The sequence below is a fragment of the Kitasatospora sp. RG8 genome (genome assembly GCF_017813315.1).
Lineage (GTDB): Bacteria > Actinomycetota > Actinomycetes > Streptomycetales > Streptomycetaceae > Kitasatospora.
In genome coordinates this window covers 134,784-154,673 of sequence record NZ_JAGIYX010000019.1, presented here as the reverse complement: position 1 = coordinate 154,673, position 19,890 = coordinate 134,784, and the positions used below count along the sequence as shown (strand labels likewise).

The 19,890-nt window shown below is 71.0% G+C and carries 14 protein-coding genes and 1 pseudogene; 10 read left to right on the top strand and 5 right to left on the bottom strand.

The window, feature by feature from the left end:
• Positions 1-73: 73 nt before the first annotated feature.
• On the top strand, positions 74-775 hold the full coding sequence (locus tag J5Y04_RS26155) for a hypothetical protein (protein ID WP_209414837.1): 702 nt from the start codon (positions 74-76) through the stop codon (positions 773-775).
• Between the two features lie 476 nt (positions 776-1,251).
• A complete protein-coding gene (locus tag J5Y04_RS26150) occupies positions 1,252-1,782 on the top strand; it encodes a hypothetical protein (protein ID WP_209414836.1) in 531 nt (176 codons plus the stop codon).
• A 143-nt stretch (positions 1,783-1,925) separates the two neighbouring features.
• Here the strand turns inward: J5Y04_RS26150 and J5Y04_RS26145 are convergent, their stop codons facing one another.
• A complete protein-coding gene (locus J5Y04_RS26145; RefSeq protein WP_209414861.1) occupies positions 1,926-5,069 on the bottom strand; it encodes a M28 family peptidase in 3,144 nt (1,047 codons plus the stop codon).
• Positions 5,070-5,435: 366 nt separating this feature from the next.
• Here J5Y04_RS26145 and J5Y04_RS26140 point away from each other — a divergent pair, with 366 nt between their 5' ends.
• Both J5Y04_RS26140 and J5Y04_RS26135 read left to right on the top strand, forming a co-directional pair.
• Positions 5,436-6,893: a helix-turn-helix transcriptional regulator gene (locus J5Y04_RS26140; RefSeq protein ID WP_209414835.1), complete on the top strand. Its 1,458-nt coding sequence runs from the start codon at positions 5,436-5,438 to the stop codon at positions 6,891-6,893.
• A gap of 228 nt (positions 6,894-7,121) precedes the next feature.
• On the top strand, positions 7,122-7,586 hold the full coding sequence (locus J5Y04_RS26135; protein ID WP_209414834.1) for a rhodanese-like domain-containing protein: 465 nt from the start codon (positions 7,122-7,124) through the stop codon (positions 7,584-7,586).
• A gap of 22 nt (positions 7,587-7,608) precedes the next feature.
• Here the strand turns inward: J5Y04_RS26135 and J5Y04_RS26130 are convergent, their stop codons facing one another.
• The 3 genes from J5Y04_RS26130 to J5Y04_RS26120 form a co-directional block, all read right to left on the bottom strand.
• On the bottom strand, positions 7,609-8,379 hold the full coding sequence (locus J5Y04_RS26130) for a hypothetical protein (protein ID WP_209414833.1): 771 nt from the start codon (positions 8,377-8,379) through the stop codon (positions 7,609-7,611).
• The gene (locus J5Y04_RS26125) at positions 8,363-9,592 is read right to left on the bottom strand and encodes a hypothetical protein (protein WP_209414832.1); all 1,230 of its coding nucleotides are present in this window, start codon (positions 9,590-9,592) and stop codon (positions 8,363-8,365) included. Before J5Y04_RS26125 ends, J5Y04_RS26130 begins: the two co-directional genes overlap by 17 nt.
• 478 nt (positions 9,593-10,070) lie before the next feature.
• Positions 10,071-10,628, bottom strand: coding sequence for a DUF3291 domain-containing protein (locus tag J5Y04_RS26120; protein ID WP_209414831.1), 558 nt, complete (start codon positions 10,626-10,628; stop codon positions 10,071-10,073).
• A gap of 636 nt (positions 10,629-11,264) precedes the next feature.
• On the opposite strand from J5Y04_RS26120, the gene J5Y04_RS26115 reads away from it, so the two are divergent.
• Both J5Y04_RS26115 and lanKC read left to right on the top strand, forming a co-directional pair.
• The gene (locus J5Y04_RS26115) at positions 11,265-11,936 is read left to right on the top strand and encodes a hypothetical protein (protein ID WP_209414830.1); all 672 of its coding nucleotides are present in this window, start codon (positions 11,265-11,267) and stop codon (positions 11,934-11,936) included.
• Between the two features lie 751 nt (positions 11,937-12,687).
• Entirely contained in the window at positions 12,688-15,300 is a 2,613-nt protein-coding gene (gene lanKC, locus J5Y04_RS26110; RefSeq protein WP_209414829.1) for a class III lanthionine synthetase LanKC, read from the top strand.
• A gap of 324 nt (positions 15,301-15,624) precedes the next feature.
• Here lanKC and J5Y04_RS26105 read toward each other — a convergent pair whose 3' ends face one another.
• The gene (locus J5Y04_RS26105) at positions 15,625-16,053 is read right to left on the bottom strand and encodes a hypothetical protein (protein WP_209414828.1); all 429 of its coding nucleotides are present in this window, start codon (positions 16,051-16,053) and stop codon (positions 15,625-15,627) included.
• Between the two features lie 389 nt (positions 16,054-16,442).
• Here J5Y04_RS26105 and J5Y04_RS26100 point away from each other — a divergent pair.
• From J5Y04_RS26100 to J5Y04_RS26085, 4 genes and pseudogenes are all read left to right on the top strand, one after another.
• A pseudogene (locus J5Y04_RS26100) lies at positions 16,443-16,847 on the top strand (VOC family protein); the annotation flags it as partial.
• 95 nt (positions 16,848-16,942) lie between these two features.
• Positions 16,943-18,661 (top strand): recombinase family protein, encoded by a 1,719-nt coding sequence (locus tag J5Y04_RS26095; RefSeq protein ID WP_209414826.1) that lies wholly within the window; start codon positions 16,943-16,945, stop codon positions 18,659-18,661.
• 196 nt (positions 18,662-18,857) lie between these two features.
• Positions 18,858-19,106 carry a hypothetical protein gene (locus tag J5Y04_RS26090; protein WP_209414825.1) on the top strand — a complete coding sequence of 83 codons (249 nt, stop codon included), beginning with the start codon at positions 18,858-18,860 and terminating at the stop codon, positions 19,104-19,106.
• Between the two features lie 2 nt (positions 19,107-19,108).
• A complete protein-coding gene (locus J5Y04_RS26085) occupies positions 19,109-19,606 on the top strand; it encodes a hypothetical protein (protein WP_209414824.1) in 498 nt (165 codons plus the stop codon).
• The last annotated feature ends 284 nt before the right edge of the window (positions 19,607-19,890 follow it).

The window sequence follows — 19,890 nt, the reverse complement described above, 5'->3', positions numbered from 1 at the left end:
TGTGCGAACGGGTACCGTTCGGCGAGGCCGCCCCGGCCCCTCACCGCTGCTCGCCCACCGATGGGAGACACGCATGCCCGGGACTCCGCTCACCACGCCCCGCCCTCGCGTCGGCAGACCGGCCCGGTGGCTGGCCGCTGCCCTGCTGCTGCCGGCGCTGGCCGCCTGCGGGGGAGGCGGCGGCGGTTCCGGATCCGGCGCGGCGAGCTCGGCGGCCGTCGCGGCAGAGCCGGTGGACACGCCCCCGGCGGAGGGCTCGGGGCAGCAGCCCCAGGACAAGCGGACGCAGGCGGGCGGCAACCAGGGCGGCTTCAGCGGAGCGGGCAACGTGTCGGCGAGCGCCACCGGAATCTGGCCGACGGCCCATCTGACGCTCACGAGTTCGGTGACCAGCACCTTCACCGCCAAGGTGACCCAGGTCAACAACTGTGCCGGCGGCGCAAAGTCCTCGGGCTCCACGAGCGTGGAGTTCACGGGAGGTACGGCGAGCGCCACGGTCGAACTTCCCGGCCCGAAGCCCACCTCCGAGGGGTCCAAGGTCTGCTTCACCCTGACCGCGGGCGGAAAGAGCCAGTCCGTTCAAGCCTCGGGCGGGCTGGCAGTGCAGCACGACACCGAGAACGGGGGCGGCCAGAACGGCGGAGGCAACGAGAACGGGGGCCAGGACGGCGGGCAGAACGGCGGGGGCGGTGAGAACGGCGGCAACGAGAACGGGGGCGGCTCGGCAGGCACCAGCGCCGGCAACGCGTCGGCGGGCAGTGGGAGCACGCCCTGAACCCTGCGGAGGAGGAGCCGCCCACCGCCGGGCCCGCCGCCGACCCGGACGCCGACCCGGACGCCGGGCCCGCCGCCACGGCCGGGCAGTCCGGGCCGGCCGAGCCGCCCGCCCCCGGGCCGCCCGAGCCGCCCGAGTCGCCTGCCCCCGAGCCGCCCACCGGCCGCTCGTGGAGCAGCTGGCTCGGCCTGATCGCGTCCTGGGTCGCGCCGACCACCCTCATCACCGCGCTGCTGTTCTTCTTCGGCTTCGCCTACACCGACTCGCTCTACCACTACTTCGGCCTGGACGCCGCGACGATCGGCTTCGGCACCCAGGACCTCCTGCTCCGCAGCTCGCCCGCGCTCTACCTCCCGGCCGGCGTCGTCCTCTGCGGCGCCCTGCTGGCCGCGCTCGCGTACCACCTGGCGACCCGCACCGTCCGTACCGGCACGGACGGCCGGCGCGTCGTCCGCCGGGCCTGCGGGGCCGTCGCGGTGCTGGTCGTCCCGCTGGTGGTGCTCGGCTTCCTGACCGGGTTCGAGGTGATCGACGCGGGGCCGATGGGCACCCCGCTGCTGCTCGGCGGCGCCCTGCTGCTGGTCGTGCTGGCCCGGCTGCTCGCCGTCCGCACCACCGGCGCCCCCTACCCGCTGACCGGGGAGCGGGCGGCGCTCGGCATCAGCACGGCGCTCATCGTGCTCTGTTCGTTCTGGGCCGCCGGCGGCTTCGCCCACCAGAAGGGGGAGGCGGACGCCGAGCGGCTGGCCGGCAACCTGGCGCTGCGCCCGGCCGTCGTCCTCGACACCCCCGAGCGGCTCTACCTCCAGTGGTCCGGGGTGGACGAGCGGGCGCTGCCGGACGCGGGGGCGGGGCAGCGGTTCCGTTACCGCTACCGCGGCCTGCGCCTGCTTGCGCAGGCCGACGGCCGGATGTTCCTGATCCCGCACGACTGGACCTGGGACGCGGGCAACGTGCTGATCCTCCCGGTCGACGCCAACGTCCGGATCGTCTTCCACCCGGGCTGATCCGGCGCCGCCCGGTCCCGGCGCCGCCCGGTCCCGGCGCCGTCCGGTCCCGGGACCGGCTGCCGACGCGGCCGTGCCGCGGTTCGTCCCCCTCGACGAACCGCGGCACGGCCTGTCCCGTCGGCTGGTGCCGATCCGTCCGCTCAGATCTGCTGCCAGAGGGCCGGGACGATGTTGGGCTCCCAGCCGACCTGGGCCGTGTGGCCCTGGATGCAGCGGTAGCTGACCCCGTTGTAGGTCACCACGTCACCGGCCCGGTAGGTGGTGCCCGGCGTCCAGGTGCCGCCCGGGTTGCCCGGGTCGGTGCCGACCACCAGGGAGTACGTGGTGGTGTGGGTGGCGGAGCCGGTGCCGGTCACGGTGATGGAGTAGGTGCCCGACGCCGTTCCGGAGCCGACCGCGAGGGTCAGCGTCGCGGACCCGCCGGACTGCACGGAGGAGGGGCTGACCGTGGCGGTGACGCCGGCGGGCGCACCCGAGACGGAGAGGTTCACCGTCTGGGCCGAGCCGGAGGTGGTGGCGGTGGAGACGGTCGCCGTGGTGCTGCCGCCCGGCGTGGTGGTGCCGGTCGCCGGGTTCACCGCGAGCGAGAAGTCGTTGGTCGGCACGGGGCCGCCGCCGACCGAGGTCTTCCACAGGGTGTACGCGACGCCGTCGGCGCTGCGGTCCAGCGCGGTCGCGTTGATGTTGCTGCTGGTGTCGCACGCCGAGTGGTAGCAGGAGTCGTACGCGCGGCCCGCGGTGCCGCCCCACTTGGCGGCCTGCGCCGCGGTCTTGGTGTCGCTGGCGCCGGCCGCGTAGCCGGAGGTGGGGATGCCGGCCTGCTGGAACGAGTAGTCGTCGGAGCGGCCCTGGCCCTCGACGTTCTCCTCCGGCTGGAGGCCCAGGGAGTCCCAGTAGGCCTTCATCGGCGCGGACGCGGCGGAGTTGAGGTTGTTGACGAAGTAGCCGGCGTTGGGGGAGCCGACCATGTCGAAGTTGTAGTAGCCCTTGATGGCGCTGCGCTGGGTGGAGCCCAGCTGGCTCACGTAGTACTGCGAGCCCTGGAGGCCCTGCTCCTCGCCGGTCCACCAGGCGAACCGGACGTGCCGGGTCAGGGTGGGGTTCTGCTGGGCGAGGGCGAGCGCGTTCTCCAGCAGGACGGCGGAGCCCGAGCCGTTGTCGTTGATGCCCGGACCGGCGCTGACGCTGTCCAGATGGGCGCCGAACATGGTGACCTGGTCGGCGGGGCCGCCCGGCCAGTCGGCGATCAGGTTGTTGGACTGGTAGCTGCAGGAGGTGCAGGTCTGCTCGGTGACGGTGTAGCCGGCGGCCTGGAGCCTGCCCTTGACGTAGGCGAGCGACTGGCTGTGCCCGGCGGTGCCCGCCCGGCGGTTGCCGCCGTTCTGCGAGGCGATGGTGTTGAGCTGGACCAGGTGCGCCTGCACGTTGGCGACGCTGATGTCGGGCGCGTTGCCGCCGGGGTTGCCGCCGCCGACCGTCAGCGTGTACTGCGCGGTGTGGGTGGCGGAGCCGGTGCCGGTCACGGTGATGACGTAGGTGCCCGGCGCCGTGGAGGCGGAGGTCGCGACGGTCAGTGTCGAGGACGAACCGGCCTGCACCGACGACGGGTTGAAGATGACCGTGGTGCCGCTCGGCGCGCCGGTGGCGCTCAGGCCGACGGTCTGGGCGCTGCCCGAGGTGACCGAGGTGTTGACCGTGGCGGTGGTGGACGCGCCGGGCTGGACGGAGCCCGCGGCCGGGTTCACGGCCAGCGAGTAGTCGTTGTTGCCGGACGGCGTGCAGGTCGGCTCGCCGCTCTGGGTGGTCACGCTGATCGCGTCCCAGGCCGCCTTGGTCCGGGTGTACAGGGCGCACGTGGCGTCGAGGCTCTTGGCGGCGGTCAGGGTGGAGACGCGGTACTTCTTGTAGGTCATGCCGCTGGTCTTGAGCAGCATGCCGCCGTAGAAGATCCGCCCGGCGTCCTTGATCCCGACGCCGGTGACCGAGGAGTTGTTGCAGGTCGGGCTGGTGGGCTTGCCGCCGCCCGGGTTGGAGCCCTCGGCGAGCAGGTAGAACCAGTGGTTCAGCGGGCCGGCCGCGGCGTGCACCTCGGTGCTCGGGATCGAGGACGAGTAGCAGTTCGGGTTGTTGCTCACCAGCGAGGGGTTGTACATGTTCCGGATCGGCCCGCTGCCGACCAGGTTGATCATCTCGCCGACGGTGTAGTCCGGGTTGTCGTACGGGGCCGGCTCGTTGGCGTACGCCTCGGTCAGCGCGCCGAAGATGTCGCCGGTGCCCTCGCCGAGGCCGTTCTCGTTGTTGGCGCCGCCGGGGGTGTACTGGTCGATGCCGTGCCCGAACTCGTGGCCGACCACGTCGATCGAGGCGATCCACTCGTTGGCGTTGTTGTGGCCGATGGAGACGGAGGTGCCGTCCCAGTAGGCGTTGACGTCGTTCAGGCCGACCTTGACCGGCCAGCTGCCGCCGTTGCCGTTGTGGCCGTTGCGGCCCAGCCAGTCGCGGAGCATGTCCCACTCCTTCTGCGCCGCGAACATCACGTCGGCGCAGCCGGTCTCCTTGCTGGTCGGGTTTCCGGTGCCCCAGGAGTCGCCGGACTTGGAGAACACCTGGCCGCTGCTGTAGTCGGCACAGCTCAGTCCGGGGCGGTTCGGGTCGCGCAGCGAGTACGAGCCGCCGGAGTTGGTGGTGCTGATGGTGACCGGGGCGGGGCCGTTCCACTTGCTGTTGGCGGTACCGGCCTTGACGTCGTCGTAGCTGTCGATCACCTCGCCGGTGCGGGCGTCCACGAAGACGTGCAGCCTGCTCGGGGCGGCGGAGGTGCGGCCGGTGAGCACGGTCTCCCAGGCGAGGCGACCGGCGCCGTCCTGGACCTTGACCACCAGGCGGCGGGCGTCGACGCCGTCCACCGCGGCCAGCCTGGTGCGGGCGGTCTTCTCGGCGTTGGCCGCGCTGACCAGCGGCGTGGTCGAACCGCCGACCGGGCCGGTGGCGGCCGCGGTGAGGCCGCGGACCTTGCCCTGGCCGTCGGCTATCACGACGGCGTCGCCGCCGACCACCGGCAGGCCCCGGTAGCTGCGCTCGTACGCGACCGAGTAGAGGCCGCCGAGCCAGGGGGTGACGGACTGGCGCTCGTAGGTCTCGCCCGGGCCCTTGGCCAGGGCGTCCAGGCCTGCCGCGGCCGCCTGGTCGGCGGCGTTGACGGCGGCGGCCAGCGCGCTCGGCGGTGCCGGGACGGCCGGGCCCGGTTCGGCTGCGGCCTGCCCGACCGCGGTGGCGGTGAGCATGCCGGCCAGGACGGTCAGGGTGGTTCCCGCCGTCAGTAGTCTGCGTTTCACTGGGGCTCCTCGAACGTGGGGGTGCCTGTACGCGGAAGGAGCGCCTGACAGGCGCTCACCTCGGGCCGCATCGGGGGACGGCCGTGCGGTCGTCCGCGTTCGGGTGCCGGAACCCTCACACGCCGTCATGCCCCGGTCAACGGCTCCGGCAGGCCGTCCGTGCGGTTGGCAAGTTCTGTCAAGCTGCGGGTTTGGTGAAGAGGTTGAGACCAAGAGGTCGAGACCAGTTGGGACCACCGGATGTACGGGGCGGCTGCGCTCCAGTACCGTCCTTCTCATCGGAAGGACCGGGATCGGACTCGGGAGGGCAGCCCCGTGCACCGGAACCACAACGGCGAAACCGTCGGTGACGGACCGTCGGCAGACGCACTGTGGCGGGCCTTCGGCACACTCCTGCGGCACTGGCGCCGCCGCGCCGGCCTCACCCAGGCCCAGCTCGGCGCCGAGATCGGCTACGACCACACCGCCGTGAGCAAACTCGAACACGGCACCCGCCGGACCACCCCGCGGGTCGCCGACCGGCTGGACGACCTGCTCGCGGCCGGCGGCGAACTGCGCGCCGCCTGCCGACGGGCCGAGGACGGGCCGCCGCGGGCCCGAGTCACCCAGGCCCCACCCGCCGGGCCGGCCGCCTGGGCGCGACCGCCGCTGCCCGGGCACACCGGCGCCCCGGAGACCGCCGCCCCACCACCGGCCTCACCGCTCGCCGCACTGCTCGCCCCGCCGCCGGCTCCGCTCACCGCACTGCTCGGCGGGGGCGAACCGCCCCGCCACCTGCCCGACTACGGGCTGCTCTGCCCGCTGCACGGCGCCGCCGGCTGCACCGTGCCAGGGCCCGGCGACCTGGCCGCCCTGCACACCGCCTTCTGCGCCGCCGGCCCCGACACCGCGCCGCCCCTCGACGCCGACACCGCCCACGCCCTCACCGGCCTGCTCGCCGCCCGCCTCCGGGCCGGCGAGACATCGGCCGGGCCCGGCACGGACGTTGTCGAGGAGACCCTGCGCGTCATCCTCGGCCGCCTCGCCCGCACCCGCTCGGCCCACGCGCGCCGCCCGTTCGCCCGGCTCGCCGCCGAGTACGCCCACGCCGCCGGCGGGCTGCGGATGCAGCACGGCCGCTACGCCACCGCGATGGCCTGCTTCGACCGCGCGCTCAGCTGGTCCGAACTGGCCGACGACCCGGCCACCCAGGTCGCCGCGCTCAGCGACATGAGCTCCCTGGCCCGCCTCGACGGCGACCCGGCGGCCGCCCTCGGCTACGCCCGCGAGATCGCCCGCGCCGCACCCGGCCGGCACTGGGCCGGGGCGATGTCCCAGATCGGCCAGGCCCGCGCGCACGGCCTGGCCGGCGACGTCCGGGCCACCGTCCGGCACATCGCCCGCGCCCGGCTCCACCTCGACCACATCGGCGAGCACGACGAGGCCGACGCGGCCTGGCTCGGCATCGCCTCGATGCGCCTTCGGGTGGAGTCCGGCGCCGCCGCAGCCCTGCGCGACGCCGCCGCGTCCGTCGACGACCCCCGGCTCGGGCTGCGCGCCGTGGACGCCGCCGAGACCGCGCTGCGCCTCCTCGCCCCCGACCAACTCCCCACCACGCGGACGCTGTTCACCATCCGGATCGCCGACTGCTACCTCTGTGCGCACGACCCGCAGGCCGCCGTCGCGCTGCTCGCCCCGCTGCTGGCGGACGCCGCCGCGCTCCCCGCCCTCGCCCGCCACGAGCTGCGCGGGCTGCGGACCCGGCCGGCCGCCGCGGGGCTGGCGGTGGGCTGAGGGGCGGTGGCGCCGTCGCGTTGCCCGGGCCGTTGCCGGGAGGGGACTCCGGGGGTGGCGGCGGGCGGCGTTCGGGCTGGCGGAATCTTGACGACCGTAGGCGTTCCCGCCGCTCGCGGGCCCCGGTCCGGAACGGAGAAGATCGAACCACCGCCGGACAGGGCGGAAGCCGGAGCGGTGTCGCCCCGGTGCGAGTCCGCCCACGCACGAGCCCCGAGGAGCACCCCGATGACCACCAGCGCCGTTCTCAGCGTCCCCGCCGCCGACCCCGCCGTCGCCGCCGCCCACTACCTCGCCCGCCTGGCCTTCGAGGCCGACGTCTCCGACGTGCACGCGGACCTGACGGCCGGTGCGGCCGGCGTGGTCGTCGTCGACTCCCGCAGCGACGTCGCGTGGGCCCAGGGCCGGATCCCCGGCGCGGTGCACATCCCCACCGCGCGGATCGCCGAGCTCGCGCCGCAGCTGATCGCCCCCGGGACGACCGTGGTCACCTACTGCTGGGGCCCCGGCTGCAACGGCGCCACCCGGGCCGCGCTCGCCTTCGCCCGGCTCGGTTTCCCGGTCAAGGAGATGCTGGGCGGCTTCGAGTACTGGGCGCGCGAGGGCTTTGCCTACGACACCGACCACGGCACCGAGCAGCGGCCGGTGGACGACCTGACCGCGCCGCGCTCCGGGATCTCCTGCGCCTGCTGAGCCCGCTCCCCGACCATCGAGGTCAGACGGGTGGCATCAGATCGCTCTCGCTGACGGTGTACGTCAGCGGGGGGTAGACGAAGTCCGTTTCCTTGTTCTCACGGCGCCGCAGTCGGTAGAACTCGTGCCGCTGCTCGTCGTCGGCCGACACGAGGCGCGCACCCTGCGGGAGGTACGCATGTCCGTCGCGAAACCGGACGAACGTTTTCGACGTCCGAAAGGTGACGCCCAACCATTGGTTGTCCGCCCTCCGGGCGGGCGTGTCCAAGACGATTCTGTGCCTGAGCCGCCGATTCGAGTCGACGGAAAACGCGACGATACCGTGGTGGGTGAGGGGGATCTCGAACTTCTCGCCACCGGATCCCTTTGATTCGAAGATCAGCTTCCTTGGCGGGATCGCTTCGGGACGCTGGTAGCAGGAGAACACGGCGATGAACGACTCGTCGGCCAGATCGAGGGCTTGGTCGGAATGGCTGCCCATGGTCGTGTAGGCGTTCGTGTAGCTCTCGATGAGGGCGTTGTTGAAGCCGACCGAGAGCGCCGCATGTTCTTGGACCTGTTGCGCGAGCCGTTCGTGAACCGCTCGGAAGCGCTGCGTCGGGCTGTCGTACCGAGTGGTGGTGCGTACGAGAGGCACGCCGCCCGCCTCGTCGGTCCTGGAAAGAACGGCGCCCCGCCGGCCTTTTCCCACGTCTTCCAGGCGAGCCGACGCAGACAGCTCCGCGAAGAGATTCCCCTCGATGGGCAGAGTGCACGAGAGGATCTCGTCCGAGATCCTAGGCTCGGGGTGCAACGTAGTCTCCCGTGTTCATGCTGAAGAGGAATTTGCCGCCGTAGTCGACGAAGGCCGAGGTCCTGTTCTCCTCGGCGTACAGCCTGCGCAGCTCGTCCATGCCGGCCGGTGTGGGTGGCTCCAGCTTCACCAGGTCTGCGGCCATCTTGAGGAACGTGTGGCCGTTCTTGTGAACGGCTTCGGTGCTCGAACAGCGCACCACGTATCCCAGGCGGGTCGGGAGCAGCTCGGCGTCCAATGTGGAGGGCCGGATCTCGTGCGTGTACAGGCGGTTGGTGGACAGCGGCATGAAGAACACGGAGCCGGGGTAGAGCGTCACGGTGAACTGCGGGGGGAGCACGACCCCGGTGGGTTCGTCGGTCCGGTCCTTGAGGCGAAAGTGGAGTTTGGTCAGCCCGCTGGCACCCTTCACGCCGTAGTCGAAGGCGTCCTCGGCCAGGGGTTGCAGCTTGTCGAGCCGGTCGTAGAAGGTGCAGAAGGCCATGACGCCGTTGGCGGGCATGTCCTTGGTCTTGTCGGCATGGGCCGAGATCTTGGCCTTGGACTGCTTGCGCTCGGCGGTGGCAAGGGTGTTGTGGTAGATCTGGGCGAGGACGTGATTCAGCGGTGCCTGGTTCCGGAAGACGGCGGCGGCCTCGCGGTTCAGAGCCTCGACGATGTGCGTGTCGGTCGGGCGAAAGCTCTCGGTCGGCCCCGAGAGATTCGTGGAGCACCGCAGCAGGCGGAAGTGCAGTTCGTCACCGTTTCGCGTGACGGGCGTCAGATAGATTCCGCTGCGATGGGCGGTTCCAGGCTTGGTGGACTCCGTCAGGGACTGGAACGCGTGCTCCGAGCGGATCCGTCCGAAGTGATCGGCGTCGAGTCCGAAGAAGCGCCGGTAGTAGACGCCGACGCCGTGTACGCGGACGGGAACTCGGCCGAGGTCGACGGGGGTCCAAGGTCGGTCGACGTCCTCGTGGTAGCCGTGCGACAGCTCCCGGATGACGAACACCCGGTCGGCCGCCTGCAGTTGGCGGCCGCTGATGCCGGACACATCGCCACACAGGTAGACGGTCTTCCGTGCGAGGTCGAGCGAACCGGAGGCGAGGTCCTCCGGCGTGATCGTGGACCCGAAGAAGTCCCTGACCAGCTCATTGTCCTGCAACATCGAAGGCGCAACCAAGATGTTGCTCGCATCCTCGATGCGGGCCTCTGCTGGCTCTGTTGTGGACATCAAACGGCACCTGCCATTCGCAGATCCTGATGGATTTCTCAAAACCTTGGACATGGCAACGGCCCGCACTCTTTCATTTGCGTGGTGAGGCGTAAATGAAAGGAAACGGACCGTTGGGCCTTTGATGCTCTCACGGGCGCTGGACAGTGGGCAACGGGGTTCTGCTGTACGGGTGGGCGGTGTGCGGAGCTGCTCGGCGGGGTCGTGAGGCCGGGTGGACGTCCCGTGGCGATCGGGCTGTACCCGTCGGTGCTGCCGGTGGTCCGTCTGACGCGCGAGAACCCCGGACAGGAGGGCGCGAGTGCGGTCGGACTTGCGGCAGAGTCCGCACGGCTCAGCGGCCCTGAGGCGGCGCGGTAGTGGTCGCAACTTCAGTGGCGCAAGGCATATATCGGGCAGCGGGTGCGTTCGGTTCGGGAGATCGGCTACAGCGACGGCCATGACGATTTCGTTCCGGCTGCCTTGTCAGGCTTCCTCGTCAGCGAACCTGGTCGCTCTTCGGCTCGATGCCTTTGATCCTGGTCGGACTTCCGTCCGGGGCGAACGAGTGGTGGAAGGTGAAGGCGTGCGGCGCGGAGCCGTGGTCGTGGAGGTGTTCCAGCCTGGAAACCCCGTCCTGCCAGGTGGGTATCACGCCGTCGGAGACCCACCAGAACACGTGACTCGGGTGTCCTGTCCGCTCGAACCAGTCGTAGCGCCTGTTCAGCGCCTCACGGTGCAGACCGGTGTAGATGGCGTCGAAGGCGGGGCGCAGGTCGGTCCAGAGTGAGAGGGTCGTGGCCAGGGCGGTGGTTTCCACCGTACGGCCCTTGCCGTACCAGGTCGGTACGGCGAACTCTCCCCAGGCACCCCAGCCCAGGTCGAAGTGTGTGCCCCGCTCGCCGTCTTCCGCTTCGGCATGAGCGAGGTAGCCGGGGTGCCGGCTGATCGTCCGGTAGACGGCCTCGCTGCTGTCGTGGAGCTCGCGCGTGAGAGGTGCGGGATCGGCGAGAGGCGACTTCAGGACGCCGAAGGTGTACAGAGCAAGATGAGGCAATGCGTCTCTCCCTGGTTGGGGGTGCCCGGTGCGGACCCGGTTCGGTGGCTTGCGTACGGGGGCGAGGCTTCGTGGGGCGTGACCGACCCGTCCCGTCGCGGGTGGCTCAGCCTGAAGGAACTCCCGTGCGACCGTGGGCGATCGCCGAAGACCAGGTGAAGGTAGCTGCTTCTGCGGGCCATGTCGAAGTTGCGTTTTCCCTGTCCAAATGGCCTCTTGCACCGGTCGTTGCGGGGCAGGGGCAGGGGCAGGGGCAGAGGCGGGGGCAGAGGCAGAGGTGTTGGCAGTGACGGGCGGGCAGGCTGCGGGGTGTCAGTGATCGGCTTCGGTCGGTCGGTTCGCCCGCCGTGCTCGTCCGCACCCCCTGTCCGACCGCCCCGAGTGCCGCCGAACGCGCTGGTTGTGCCCGGAACTGGTCAGAGAGACCGGAGGGTTGACGGTGGACGGCCGGCGCGGACGGCTCCTCAGCGGCCCGTCACCCCTGCCGAACGGCAGGGGTGACGGGCCGTCGGCGAGCCTCCAGAACCTGCCGATCGGCACTTGGGCGGGCCTGCGGGCGGGCGGGAAGCTGGACGCGTCACCAGGACGAAGCCCCCGGCCCCCGGCCGACGGGCCCAGCAGACAGAGGAGTTCACCATGTCCGCCTTCTTCACCGTCACCCGCTCGAAGGTCTCCGGGGCGCTCGCTGCCGCCGCCGTCCTGCTCGTTGCCGCCGGCATCGGCGCGGGATCGTCCCCCGCCGCTGCCGGGGCGGCGCCCGACAGCTTGGAAGCGGGCCGCGGGACGGCGTCAGCGCAGGCGAAGGTCAGCGGGTCGGCGCGGATCTCCTTCGTCTACTCGCCCGACGACGACATACGCTTCACCTTCGACGCGGAGGCCGCACCGTTCACCCGGCCGTTGCCCGGGCTGCCGAAGGGTCTGCCGACCGACGCGCGCGGCACCGTACGGATCTCCCACCACGTCGCCGGCTCGGACCACGCCGTCACCTCGGAGGCGGCCGTGGACTGCCTGGTGACGGGGGACCGGACGGCGTCGTTCACCGCCGTCATCACCAGGGCCGACCCCGAGGTCGCCGACACCGTCGGCCAGCGTCGCGGCTTCAGCGTCCTCGACGGCGGCTCGCCCCGTCACCCCGACCGGGTCGGCTTCTCGTGGGGCGTGGTGAACGTCGACGACACCGACCCCGGCCGGCCGGTGGAGGGCAAGGTCGGCACCTGCATGGCCCCGGCACCGTTCGCCCCGGTCATATCCGGCGACCTGACCGTTCGTCCCGGCGAGCTGGCTCCGATGCCGGCAGGTGGCCAGTGAGGCCTTGGCCTCCGGTGAGCGCGAACTCGGCGACCCCGTCCGAACGGGAGTGAACCCTCGCCCGGACCAGCGCCTCCGACCCTGCCGCAGCCCGCCGGCACCGCTCCGCAGTACCGCGCCACGGCACCACCCCGCCGCGCCGCCCCACGGCACTACTCCACGTCGGACCGGAACCGGGCCGTCGAGAACCGGGCCTGCAGAGAACCGAGCCTGCCGAGATGCCGGCCGCTGCGGCCAGCAGGGGTGGGGTGGTATCCGGGCCGGATTTCCACTTCGGGGGGGCGAAGGTGATCACGGCGGGGGGTGTCGGGTCGCCGTCTGCCTGATCGGGCACCCGCCGCTGCCCGCGTGATCCGTGGCCGGGTCCTGCCAGTGGATTGTCGGCCGGTTGGCTGGAAACAGCCGTCGTCCGCCGGTGGGGCTGGAGCCGGAATCCTTGTCGCCGCACCCAGAACGAGGCTGGTGCAGCCGCTGACCAGGGCGGGTCCGAACGCCGGTGGCCGGCGGCCACGTACGGACGGAGGCGGGCGGTTCACCGGCTTTCGGCCAACGTGAAACACTGCCAATTCGGGCAGAATTCGCGACCAGCACCTCCGCTTAACACGCCGTTATTACTCCCGCAAGCCTTGAGCCGCTCTCCGGATACCGGATATACCTGTGCCATCGCCGGGCTGGACCGCCCGACGCGATGACAAACGGCCTGGCAAAACCCGCACGGGCCGCCGAGAAATGTGTGAGGGGGATCCCCGGAATGCGGCCAGCGGACTATGGGCAGTTCTGCGAGACGGACCCGGTCTTCTACGACCAGCCCGGCTCCGGCGACGACGCGGCCGACCTGTACCCGCCCGCCACACGGCCGGTGCCGGAAGGGTGGGAACGCAGCCGGGACACCGTCTGGGTCTACCTGCACCCGGAGGGCACCACGCTGCCGGACCAGGGCTGGAAGGTCCACGTCTCCGGCAGCCTGGACGAGGCCCCCGAAATCATCGAGACCGTCCTTGAATTCTGCCGCACCGAGCGAATCAGCGCGAAATTCCTGGCCGGCCGAGAAACCGTCCTCAAAGCCAACTCCAAGTACGCGCCGCGCGGCTCCAGCGGAAAACTGCTGACCCTCTATCCGCGCGACCCGGACGAGCTGCGCCGCCTTCTCGACGGGCTGACCCCGCTGTTGGCCGGCCGACAGGGCCCGTACATCCTCAGCGACCTGCGCTGGTGCGACAGCCTGCTCTACCTCCGCTACGGCGCCTTCCGTCAGCTGTACTGCCTGGACGAGCAGGGCCGCACGGTCTCCGCCCTGCGCGACGCCACCGGCACCCTGGTCCCGGACCTGCGCCGGCCGGTGTTCTCCGTCCCTGAGTGGGTGGAGATCCCGGACTTCCTGGCCGAACAGATCGCCGCCCGCGGTCGCCAGGCCGCCCCCGAGGACTTCCCGTACGACATCGAGCGGGCGCTCCACTTCTCCAACGGCGGCGGCGTCTACAAGGCCCGGGACCGCCGCGACGGCCGGACGGTCGTCCTGCGCGAGGCCCGGCCGCTGGCCGGACTCGACCAGCACGGAGCGGACGCCGTCCAACGGCTCCACCGCGAGGCCGACATGCTGCGCCGGCTCGCCGGGCTGGACTTCGTCCCGCAGCTCTTCGACCACCTGAAGGTGTGGGAACACGAGTACCTGGTCGAGGAGTTCATCGACGGGGAGAAGCTCGAACGCTACCTCTTCACCGGCCGTCACCCGCTGCTGCGGGCCGAGCCCACCGAGGCCGCGCTCGCCGAGTACGCCGCGACCGCACTCGACTTCGCCGGGCAGCTGACCGCGATGCTGCGCACCCTGCACGGGCACGGCGTCGCATTCGGCGACCTCCATCCGGGCAACGTGATGGTCCGGCCGGACGGGCGGCTGGCCCTGGTCGACTTCGAGCTCGCCTTCGACCTCGACGGCGGAACCCCGCCCGGATTCGGCGCACCGGGCTTCATCTCCCCGGCCGCCCGCACCGGCAAGTCGATCGACGACTACGCGCTCGCCTGCATGCGGCTCTTCCTCTTCCTCCCGCTCACCTTCCTGATCGAGCTGGACTCCGGCAAGGCCACCCAGCTCGCCGAGGCCGCCGCGGACCGCTTCGGCCTGCCCGCCGGTTGGGCCGCCGAGCTGGTCCGCGACCTGTCCGCCGCCACCGGTGGCACCCTGCCGCCGGGGACGGCCGAACGGACCGGCGTCGGAGGTGGTGCCGCTAGCAGCGCGGGCACCAGCCCCGGCCGCCCGCTACCCGTCCCGTCCACCCCGGCGGACCGGCGCCGCGTCATGGACGAGCTGGCGGAGGGCATCCTGGCCGCCGCGACCCCGGCGCGCACCGACCGCCTGTACCCGGGCGACCCGGAACAGTTCAACCGGGCCGGCATCGACCTCGCCCACGGCGCCTCGGGGGTGATCCACGCCCTCGCGACCGCCGGTTACCCCGTCCCCAAGGCGCACGTCGACTGGCTGCTGCGGGCCGCCCGCGATCCGAAGGTGGTCCGCCCCGGCCTCTACGACGGTCTGCACGGCGCGGCCCTCGCCCTCGACCAGGTCGGCTGCGAGGCGGAGGCCATGGACGTCCTCGCCCGGGCCCGCAAGCTCACCGGGCACCGGCGGCAGCTCGGCGTCTTCGGTGCGGACCTGGCCGGCGGCCTGGCCGGCATCGGCCTCAACCTGCTGCACTTCGCCGACCGCCACGCCGATCCGGGCCTGGCGGAGGAAGCGCTCGCCATCGGCGAGGAGTTCGCCGCGCCCGGCGGCCCGCCCCTGGGCAAGGGCCGGGTCGGGCTGCTGCACGGCGGCTCGGGGGTGGCGCTCTTCCTGGTCCGCCTCTACGAGCACACCGGGCAGGAGCGCTGGCTGGACCTCGCCGAAGGAGCCCTGGCCCGCGATCTGGCCGCCACCCGGCTGGACGAGAAGGGGCTGCTCCTCACCCAGGACAACCAGTCCACGGCCTACCTCGGCTCCGGGTCGGCGGGCGCGGTGATCGCCGTGCGCGCCCTGCTCCGGCACCGCCCCGACCCCCGGTTCGCGGAGGCGGCCGAGCAGCTGGACCGGGCCTGCGCGGCCGAGTTCTTCCTGATGCCCGGCCTCTTCGAGGGCCGAGCCGGCCTGATCTGCGCCCTCGCCACCGGCGACTCCCCGCACCTGGAGCACCAGGTCGGCCGGCTCTCCTGGCACCTGGTCCGCCATCAGGACCGCGTCGCCGTGCCCGGGCAGCAGCTCTACCGGCTCTCCACCGACCTGGCCACCGGCGCGGCCGGTGTCCTCCTGGCGCTCCACGCGGCGTCGACCCGGAAGGGCGTCAGCGCCCTTCCCCTCCTGGACCACCGCGGCACTCCGTCGTCGCGGTGAACACAGCACCACCGCCGTTCCCAGCAGGGAACGGTCCCAACAGAGAAATGAGGTGTGTCATGGCTTTCATCCTCGACCTGCAGGGCCTGCACGAGGAGTCCGAGTCCATCGTCGAGTCGCTCTGGTGCAGCCACTGGTCCTCGCGCGCCTGCATGTGACGCGTGCAGTGACGAACTGACGCGGTGCCCCGCCCCCATGAGGGGTGGGGCACCGCGTTCGTCGTCGCAGGGTGCCCGGGGTGTTGGGGGCGTTCGGGGCGTTGGGGCGACAGGCGTGTTCGGGGTGACCGGGGTGCCGGCGCCGTCCGGGGTGACCGGGGCATCCTCACCGCGAGCGCGGCCGCAGCCTCGCGAGGATCCGTTGGGCTTCGTCGCGGACGTCGGCGTCCTCGTCTGCCGCCAGCTCGTGCACCTGCCTGATCAGCCGGTCCGCGCCCTCGGTCGTCATCCAGTCGGGGTCGCAGTCCAGGGCGGCTTGGATCTCGTCTGCGGTCCAGGTCTCGGCGGCCTGGCTCCTGGCCATTAGCACGCAGCGCAGGCCGGCGGTGTCCCTGCGTGCCAGCAGGGCCTCGGCCGTCTGCTGGGTGACCGCCGTGTCCTCGGCGTCCAGGAGCAGACGGTGGATGACATCCGCGACTTCGTCGATCCTGTCCGAGGCCGCGAGCTGTCGCCCGGCCGCCGCGCGGACCGACCAGGCCGCAGAGGCGGCGTTCCGGATCGGTGCGCTCAGTTCTTGCTCGCTGGAGGAGGCCATGCCCCCAGCTTGCCAGGGCGCACGGCGTGCTCCGCTTCCCGCCCGGGACCTGAGCGCATCCGTCCTCGGCGCCGGCGGTGGGGGCGGAGGGCACCGAGTGGCGGAGGCCGGGTTCGATGGTCGTGAGGCCGGAGAGCGGGAGGGGGCCGATGGCCAGGTTCCCGAGGCGAAGCCGACCGGGTCCGCGGTCCGGTCCCGTACGGCGGGTCCGGAACGGCGGGTCCGGAACGGCGGGTCCGGAACGGTGGGCAATCCCTTGGAGTCACCGACATCGGTTGCACCCCCTGCGACCGCACGGCACAGCAGCGGTCCGCAAATGGCCTTCTGCCCGTCAACATGCGAATCCCTAGCGAGAATTGAGCACAAGAGGTCCCTGTTAGGGTGGCCGGATGTCAGCGATCAAGAAGTTCCAGGTCACCTTCGACTGCGCAGATCCTCAGCGGGTCGCTCGCTTCTGGTGCGAGGTGTTGGGGTACGTCGTACCGCCGCCACCAGAGGGGTTTGCCACGTGGGACGACTACGACCGCTCGCTGCCACCTGAGGGTCGGATTCAATACTTCGCATGCAGTGATCCCTCGGGCGTGGGCCCGCGGCTGCTCTTCCAGCGCGTTCCCGAAGGCAAGGTCGTCAAGAACCGGCTGCATCTTGACGTACGGGTCGGCACCGGACTCGTGGGTGAAGAGCGCCTGGCCACGCTTGAGGCCGAATGCGCACGACTGGTCGCGCTCGGCGCGGTACGCGTGCGACTGATGCTTGCCGATGACCAGAACGAGTCCTGCATGGTGATGCAGGACCCCAACACTCCGGACTACCAGTTCTGGAGTGACCCCCGGTGTCGACCGCCACCCTTACCCGTGACCTGCGGAATTCGTCCCCCTCCCCGGAGGGTATGACTAGGACGACCCTGCCCGGTACCGAGGGCACCGTGTTCTCCGGGGGCCTGCGGGGCGTCTCGGCTATCCGCCTGTCCGTGCTGACGGACGAGACCACCAGCCCCGAGCGGCAGCGCGAGTCCAACGAGACCGCCGCCGCGGCTTTGAACATCGACTTCGGCGAGGGTGACCAGCGCCGCGAAGCCGTCGACCTTGACGTGTCGGCGAGCAAGACAGCTCCGTGGGAACGTCCGGAGCTTGGCCGCTGGATCGCGGACCCCGACAGCTTCGACGCCCTTGTGTGGTGGCGCTTCGACCGTGCCATCCGATCCATGGGGCACATGCACGAACTCGCCAAGTGGGCGAGGGAGCACCGGAAGGTGCTGGTGTTCGCCGAGGGCATCGGCGGTGGGCGGCTGGTCTTCGACTTCCGCAACCCCATGGACCCCATGGCAGAACTCCAGATGCTCATGCTGGCGTTTGCCGCACAGGTCGAGTCGCAGAGCATCAGCGACCGCGTAACAGGCGCCATGGCTGCCATGCGCAAGATGCCGCTTCGGTGGCGTGGCGGTGGTCGTCCGCCGTACGGCTACATGCCCGCCCCGATGCCCGAGGAGTTCGGCGGCAAGGGCTGGACCCTGGTGCCCGACCCGGACGCCGTGCTTGTCATTGAGCGCATCGTCCGCGAGCTGTTGGAGGGGGCTACCGTCTCCGCCATTGCGGCAGGGCTCAACGCCGATGACGTGCTCAGCCCGCGCGACTACTGGTCCGTCAAGAACGGGCGTCCGCGTGGCGGCAAGACCGGTGGGGCGAAGGGTTCTCACGTCGTGGTGGACGTGTTCAAGTGGACTCCGGCGGTCATTACCCGGATGCTCCGCAGTGAGGTCCTGATCGGGTGGAAGCTGCACAACGGCGTACCGGTGCGCGATGACCAGGGCAACCCGATCATGTGCACCACGGACCCGATCCTCACCCGCGAGGAGTTCGACCGAATCGGCGCGATCCTTGACGAACGCAGCATCGAGAACGGCGAGCGGTCCGACACGGAAGCCCTGTTGCTGCGGGTCATCCACTGTGATTCGTGCGGTGGGCGCATGTACCTGAACAAGCAGGACGGCAAGACGCCGACGTACAAGTGCAACCACCACGCCCGCGGCGACGCCTGCGAGGCGCCGTCGAACGTCCGGGGAGACTGGGCAGACGACCACGTGGAAGCCGAGTTCCTGCGGTTGGTCGGCCCCATCCGGACGAAGACGGTCGTAGAGGTGCCCGGGTACGACCCCGCGCCCGAGCTGAACGCCACCGTGGCCGAGTTCGCAGAGCACCAGAAGCAGCAGGGGCGCCAGAAGTCCCGGCACGCTGCGGCCGAGTGGCAGAAGCGCGCCGACGCGCTCGACAACCGCATAGCCGAGTTGGAGTCCCGGGAGAAGACCGAGCCCACGCGGGTCGTCACGGAGACCGGGCGGACCTACGCAGACGACTGGGCAACGGCGGACCTTGCTGGCCGGCGGCGCATGCTGGTCGACGCCGGGGCCCGGCTCGACGTGAAGCGGGGCACCCGGGGCGGGTGGCGGAAGCTCGACGTACGACGGGTCACCTTCACCATCACGGGTGAGCTGGACCCGGCGATAGAGGCAGTGGCCGGACTCCGTACCGAGCTGAGCACCATCCCCGGGACCGTCCCCACCGAGGGCGCTCGGGTCCGCCTCGCCGAGCCCGTCGCGGCGGCGGCGTAGGGCACCAGCGTGAGGAGGTGGTGACGGGTGACGTTGGAGACGAAAAATCTGGTTTCTCTATGACACTGCGAGTCTAGAGAAAACCTGATTCAACCTCTCCAACGTCACCCCATCACCACCCGGGAATTCGTCCCCCTCTTCTACTGGCGACCCCGAAAGACAAGGGTCTCTGCCATCGACAGACAGAGGAGCACCGGTGAGCACCGTCAGCCGATACCAGTACACCCACGAGGACCGGGAAACCAAGCGGCTCCGTCTCCGCGCCGACGAGTTCCAGTTCAGCGCCACCATGGAGCGGCTCGCCGATATGAAGCGCAACCGCCCCGACCAGTACGACCAGATGGGCGCGATCGCACATCTGTCGCTCGGCCACTACGAGGCGGCCAAGGCTGCTGCGAAGCAGCTCGGCCGCAACGTTTCCGCCCCGGCCGATCGTGAGGTCTGAAAATGAGCACCGACGTTTCCAAGGCCGCTGACACAGTTGCCAAGCTGCGCGCTCAGGCCGACAAGCTCGCGGCTCCGCTCGCCGAAGCCGAGGCGGCCTTGGCTGTTGCGCAGGACACCCAGCAGGCCCGTTGCGCCGAGCGCGCGGCCGAGTATGACCAGGAGTTCCTCACGACGTGGTCGACACAGGCTGCTGACCGGTCTGCCCGCGGCAACGAGTTGCACGCCGAGTTCCTTGAACTCCTCTCCGCCGAGCCATGGTTCCGCGCCTATGTCGCGCACCGCGCCGAGCGATACAAGCGCGAGAAGGTCATCATCGCTGCGCAGAACGCGCAGGTGCACCTCGGCGTCCCGCGGACCGTTCCCGAACAGCGCTGGTACGACCTGCGCATCATCGAGGACATCACCAGCGCTGTTGACCACGCCGCTGCCGCGATTGGTGCCGCCTATGCGGAGGAACTTGAGACCAAGCGGAACGCCTACATCGAAGCGACGGACTGACATGACGCTGGACGCGCTCGACCCCGGACCGGACGGAACCTATCCGCACTTCCCCCGCGACGCAAAGGGTCGGCCGGTATGGTCGGACTCCCCAACTGGCCTGCCAGTGCTCAACGGCGGCGCGCCGATGCCGCGCGGAATCCAGTACATCCGCGACCCTCAAGACCCTAGTCAGCTCATGGCGATAGATGTGACCCCCAGACGACCAGGCGGGACTCCAATTAATCCACCGGACATTCCGCCTGACCAAATATAGAACAAAGAAATCCAGGATCCCTGGCCGG